Origin of the sequence: Stenotrophomonas sp. A3_2, assembly GCF_036624925.1 — a bacterium.
Lineage (GTDB): Bacteria > Pseudomonadota > Gammaproteobacteria > Xanthomonadales > Xanthomonadaceae > Stenotrophomonas > Stenotrophomonas hibiscicola.
The window spans coordinates 1-5,405 of sequence record NZ_JAZKVY010000111.1 but is presented as its reverse complement, the minus strand read 5'-3'; the positions used below and the strand labels follow the sequence as shown (position 1 = coordinate 5,405).

The 5,405-nt window shown below is 68.9% G+C and carries 6 protein-coding genes; 2 read left to right on the top strand and 4 right to left on the bottom strand.

Translation table 11 applies throughout. The features are described from left to right. Positions 1–192 precede the first annotated feature (192 nt). Positions 193–1,044 carry a formyltetrahydrofolate deformylase gene (gene purU / locus R5H29_RS02335; protein ID WP_026347242.1) on the bottom strand — a complete coding sequence of 284 codons (852 nt, stop codon included), beginning with the start codon at positions 1,042–1,044 and terminating at the stop codon, positions 193–195. Positions 1,045–1,158: 114 nt separating this feature from the next. Here purU and R5H29_RS02330 point away from each other — a divergent pair, with 114 nt between their 5' ends. Then, positions 1,159–2,070, top strand: a complete 912-nt coding sequence (locus tag R5H29_RS02330) for a LysR family transcriptional regulator (protein ID WP_021203759.1) — start codon at positions 1,159–1,161, stop codon at positions 2,068–2,070. A gap of 3 nt (positions 2,071–2,073) precedes the next feature. On the opposite strand, the gene R5H29_RS02325 is transcribed toward R5H29_RS02330, so the two are convergent. From R5H29_RS02325 to R5H29_RS02315, 3 genes are all read right to left on the bottom strand, one after another. Continuing rightward, positions 2,074–3,174 carry an NADH:flavin oxidoreductase/NADH oxidase gene (locus R5H29_RS02325; protein ID WP_111097700.1) on the bottom strand — a complete coding sequence of 367 codons (1,101 nt, stop codon included), beginning with the start codon at positions 3,172–3,174 and terminating at the stop codon, positions 2,074–2,076. 122 nt (positions 3,175–3,296) lie between these two features. Continuing rightward, entirely contained in the window at positions 3,297–4,112 is an 816-nt protein-coding gene (locus R5H29_RS02320; RefSeq protein WP_111097701.1) for an NAD-dependent protein deacetylase, read from the bottom strand. A gap of 43 nt (positions 4,113–4,155) precedes the next feature. Continuing rightward, the gene (locus tag R5H29_RS02315; RefSeq protein ID WP_005407672.1) at positions 4,156–4,557 is read right to left on the bottom strand and encodes an acyl-CoA thioesterase; all 402 of its coding nucleotides are present in this window, start codon (positions 4,555–4,557) and stop codon (positions 4,156–4,158) included. A gap of 152 nt (positions 4,558–4,709) precedes the next feature. On the opposite strand from R5H29_RS02315, the gene R5H29_RS02310 reads away from it, so the two are divergent. Beyond that, positions 4,710–5,345, top strand: a complete 636-nt coding sequence (locus R5H29_RS02310; RefSeq protein ID WP_134735260.1) for a LysE family translocator — start codon at positions 4,710–4,712, stop codon at positions 5,343–5,345. The last annotated feature ends 60 nt before the right edge of the window (positions 5,346–5,405 follow it).

The window sequence follows — 5,405 nt, the reverse complement described above, 5'->3', positions numbered from 1 at the left end:
CGGCTACTTGTTGAAGTGCCTGTGGGTGCTTACCCGGCGGTTGACCTAGGACAACTATACGATGGTAGGCGTGGCGCTGGGCAAGGGGGGTTTTACGCGCGCCTGACGGGCGACCGCCGGGCTTGGCCCGGCGCTACCGGATCGCGCCCAGGGGTAGGGCCGGGCCATGCCCGGCGGACGCGGGATGGGCGATTACCGGAACACCACCGTGCGATGCCCATTGAGCAGGATGCGGTGTTCCACATGGCGGCGCACCGCACGCGCCAGCACCAGCGATTCGGTATCACTGCCCAGCCGCACCAGTTCGCGCGGCGCCATCGCATGGTCAACGCGGGCCACGTCCTGTTCGATGATCGGGCCTTCGTCCAGGTCCTCGGTGACGTAGTGCGCGGTGGCGCCGATGATCTTGACCCCGCGCGCGTGCGCCTGGTGGTACGGCTGCGCGCCCTTGAAGCTGGGCAGGAAGCTGTGGTGGATGTTGATCGCACGGCCGGCCAGCGCGCGGCACAGCGTGGGTGACAGGATCTGCATGTAGCGCGCCAGCACCACCAGGTCGATGCGCTCACGCTCGACCAGGTCGATGATCTGCTGCTCCTGCACCGCGCGCGTATCGGCGGTCACCGGCAGGTGGTGGAACGGCACCTGGTAGGAGGCGGCCAATGGCGCGAAGTCGGCGTGGTTGGACGCCACCGCCGCGATGTCGACCTTCAGCTGGCCGCTGTGGGCGCGGAACAGCAGGTCGTTGAGGCAATGCCCCTGTTTGCTGACCAGCACCAGCAGGCGTGCGCGGCGGCGGCCATCGTGCAGCTGCCAGTCCATGCCGAAGTCCTGGGCGAGCGTGGCCATCGCGGCGTGCACGGTCTCCAGCGGCAGGCCGGCATCGCGATCGAAATGCACGCGCAGGAAGAAGCGGCCGCTTTCCTCGTCGCCGAACTGCTGGGCGTCGAGGATGTTGCAGCCGTGGTCGAACAGCAGGCCGGACACGCGATAGACGATGCCGGTACGGTCGGGGCAGGACAGGGTGAGGATGGAATCGGGGCGCATCGCCACAGTGTAGGGCAGCGCCCTGCCCAGCGGCCGGATGATCACGGGTGCAACCGACCTGCTTGGTTCAGTACCAAGCGATACTTGGATCTTCCCGTGCCAAGCTGGTCGGTCATGAACCTGTTGCAACTGATCCGCAGCTTCACCCGCACCGCAGAGACCGGCAGCATTGCCGCCGCGGCCCGCATCCTTGGCATCAGCGCCACCGCGGTCGGCCAGAACATCAACCGGCTGGAGGCCCATCTGGGCGTACGGTTGCTGAACCGGAGTACGCGGCAGCTGGCCCTCAGCGAGGCCGGCGCGCTGTACCTGGCGCAGGTGCGCCACATCGAAGCCGACCTGGCGCGCGCGCAGGCGATGGTCACCGCCGGTGACATCGAACCGGCCGGGCCGCTGCGCATCGCCAGCAGCAGTGCGTTCGGCCGCCATGTGCTGGCGCCGTTGCTGCCTTCGCTGCAGCAGCGCTACCCGCAACTGCAGCTGGAGCTGCGCCTGACCGACCGCGCCGTGCAGCATGGCCCGGAAGCGGTGGATGCCAGCATCCGCATCGGGGCCCAGCTGGAGGACGGGGTGGTGGCGCGGCAGCTGGCGCGTGTTCCGTTCGTGTTCTGCGCCTCGCCGGCCTACCTGAAGGCACGCGGCACCCCGCAACAGCCATCCGAGCTGGGCGGTCATCGCGGGCTGCTGCACCGCTTCCCCACCGATGGCCGGCCATTGCGCTGGGGCCTGCTGAAGGACGGCCAGCGCGTGGACGCCGCGCTGCCACCGAGCATGGTCTGCGATGACATCGATGCGCTGGCGACACTGGCGGCGGCCGGTGCCGGCATCACCCGGCTGGCCGCCTTCGTGGCCGAGCCGTACCTGCGCGATGGCCGCCTGCAGGCGGTGTTCGGCGCCGACACCGCGTGGCGCCCGGAACCGATGGAGGTCTACTTCTGCGTCAGCGACCGCCGCGATTTCACCGCCAAGATCCGCGCGCTGTTCGATCACCTTCAGGCCGGCATCGCGCCGGCTTGGCGGGTGTGAGCCTCAGCGCGTCTTGAACACGCCACGCGCCTCGCGCGGCTCGCAGCGCAGGTACTGCGGCGCCGGCTCCACGCTGTCGCGCAATGCGGCAGCAGCGTGCCACGGCCAGCGCGGGTCGTAGAGGATGCCGCGTGCCAGCGCTACCGCATCGGCGTGGCGATGGCGCAGGATCGATTCGGCCTGCTCCGGTTCGGTGATCATGCCCACCGCGATCACCGGCATGCGCACCTTGGCCTTGATCGCTGCTGCGAACGGCACCTGGTAGCCCGGGCCGACGGTGATCTTCTGGCGCTCGTCCAGGCCACCGCTGGAAACGTGCAGGAAGTTGCAGCCGCGCGCGTCCAGCACCTGGGCCAGCGCTTCGCTCTGCACCAGATCCCAGCCGCCATCGACCCAGTCGCTGGCGGAGATGCGCACGCCCACGGCGACCTTGTCCGATACCGCCGCACGCACGGCGTCGAATACTTCCACGAGCAGGCGCAGGCGGTTCGGCAATGAGCCACCGTAGCCATCGGTGCGGCGGTTGCTCAGCGGCGACAGGAACTGGTGCAGCAGGTAGCCGTGCGCGGCATGCAGCTCGATCAGCTCGAAGCCCAGGCGCTCGGCGCGCACCGCACTGGCGGCGAAGGCAGCAACGAGCTCGGCGATGCCGGCCTCGTCCAGTTCCTGCGGCGCCGGATCGGCAGCATGGAACGGCAGCGGCGACGGCGCCACGGTGATCCAGCCACGCGTGTCGTCGGCTGGCAGTTGACCACCGCCGTCCCAAGGGCGGTTCACCGACGCCTTGCGACCGGCATGGCCGAGCTGGATGCCCAGCGGCATCGGCGACCAGCGGCGGACGCTGGCCAGCACCTGCGCCAGCGCGGCCTCGGTGCCGTCATCCCACAGGCCCAGGTCGGCCCAGCTGATGCGGCCACGCGGCTCGACCGCCGTGGCTTCCAGGATCAGCAGGCCGGCGCCGGACTGCGCCAGGTTGCCCAGGTGCATGGCGTGCCAGTCGCTGGCGCGGCCATCTTCGGCGGAGTACTGGCACATCGGCGCGATGACGATGCGGTTGGACAGGGTCAGGGGGCCGAACGAGATCGGCGAAAACAGCTGGCTCAAGACAGTGATGGGACGACGTAGGTGGGGCATATTGCACCGCTGCGCGGCTCCCGGATCAACCATCTGGATGGATCGCTGTTTCGCGGCGGCGGGTGGCCTGTAGAGTCGACTGACAGTCGACTCTACCCAGCCGATGGTTCGATAACCGACGCCAGCGCCTCAGCACAATCGCGTTCATCCTTGAACTGCAGCAGGTCGTCGGCACGGGTGCGGCCACGGTTCAGTGCCGCCACCGGCAGTCCTGCTTTGGCCGCCGCCTGCACGAAGCGGAAGCCGGAATAGACCATCAGCGACGAGCCCACCACCAGCACGGCGTCGGCCTGCTGCAGGTGCTCGTGCACCGCCTCCACCCGCTCGCGCGGCACGTTCTCGCCGAAAAACACCACGTCCGGCTTCAACACCCCGCCGCAGTGCGGGCACCCGGGTACCACGAAGCTGGAGAAATCGGTCTCCAGGTCGGCGTCGCCGTCCGGGGCGATGCCGGCCTCCAGCGTGTCCCAGCCGGGGTTGGCGTCCAGCAGGCGCTGCTGGAACTCCCCGCGATCGCTGCGCCGCTCGCAGCACATGCAGCGCACCAGGTCCAGGCGGCCATGCAGGTCGATCACGTTACGGCTGCCGGCGCGCTGGTGCAGGCCGTCCACGTTCTGGGTCAGCAGCACCTGCAGCTTGCCACGGCTCTCCAGTGCGGCCAGGGCCTGGTGGGTACCGTTGGGCCGGGCCAGGCCGAAGCGCGGCCAGCCCAGCAGGCTGCGCGCCCAGTAGCGCTGGCGGGTAGCGGTCTCGCCCATGAAGGCCTGGTAGGTCACCGGCGGGGTGCGCTTCCACTGGCCGTCGGCATCCCGGTAATCGGGGATGCCCGATGCGGTGCTGCAACCGGCGCCGGTCAGCACGAACAGGCGCTGGGCGCGGTCGATGAAGTCGGTCAGCGGCGAGGTCATGGCTGCCAGATGGGGGCGCCGCAGCGCCCGTGCAAGCGCCGGCTCAGGCGGCCGGCAGCGGCGGCACCGCGATCGGGTGGCCTTCCTCGTCCAGCGCGATCATCACGAAGTGGCCGCGGGTACACAGCTTGCGCTCGCCGCTGTGCAGGTCCTCGGCGACCAGTTCCACCTCCACCTTCATCGAGCTGCGGCCGACTTCGACAATGCGGCCGATGGTTTCCACCATCTGGCCGATGCGGATCGGCAGTTTGAAGTCGACCTGGTCGCTGCGCGCGGTCACCACGGTGCGGCGCGAGTAGCGGGCAGCAGCCAGGAAGGCGGCCTTGTCCATCCACGCCAATGCCTGGCCGCCGAACAGGGTGCCCAGGTGGTTGGTGTGGTTGGGAAAGACGATTTCGGCCATGCGCACTTCGATGGGCGGCACGGTCTCGGGGATCGGGGTCATGGGGGTGCTTCGGTGTGGGGTGCTGCGGATTCTAAGCGACCGGCGTGATGGCCATCGGAATGCACGTGCAACGGTCACCCGGCAGCGGTGCCTGCGCAGGCCGCGCCTGCAGCAGGCGTTACACTGCGCCACGCCCGCTGCCAGGACTGCCCATGCCCGCCACTTCCGACCTGCTGGCCTTTGCGCTGGTTTCGCTGGCCATGGTGCTCACGCCCGGGCCGAACATGATCTACGTCATCTCGCGCTCGATCTGCCAAGGGCCGATGGCGGGCCTGATCTCGCTGGGCGGGGTGGCGCTGGGCTTCGTGTTCTACATGCTGTGCGCGGCATTGGGCATCACCGCCCTGCTGATGACCGTGCCGTTCGCCTATGACGCGCTGCGCATCGGCGGCGCGCTGTACCTGCTGTACCTGGCCTGGCAGGCGCTGAAGCCGGGTGGACGTTCGCCGTTCGCGGTGCGCGACCTGCCGCAGGACAGCCCGCGCAAGCTGTTCACGATGGGCTTCCTGACCAACCTGCTGAACCCGAAAATCGCGGTGATGTACCTGTCGCTGCTGCCGCAGTTCCTGCATCCGGACAGCGAAGGCAGCGCGCTGATGCAGTCGATCGTGCTGGGCTCCACCCAGATCCTGGTCAGCGTCAGCGTGAACGGCCTGATCGCGCTGACCGCCGGCAGCATCGCCGGCTTTCTGGCCGCGCGCCCCACCTGGCAGAGGGTGCAGCGCTGGCTGATGGGCACGGTGCTGGCCGGGTTGGCGGTGCGCATGGCGATGGAAGGGCGGCGCTGATTGTAGAGTCGAGCCATGCTCGACTTTCTTGCGAACAGCAGTCGAGCATGGCTCGACTCA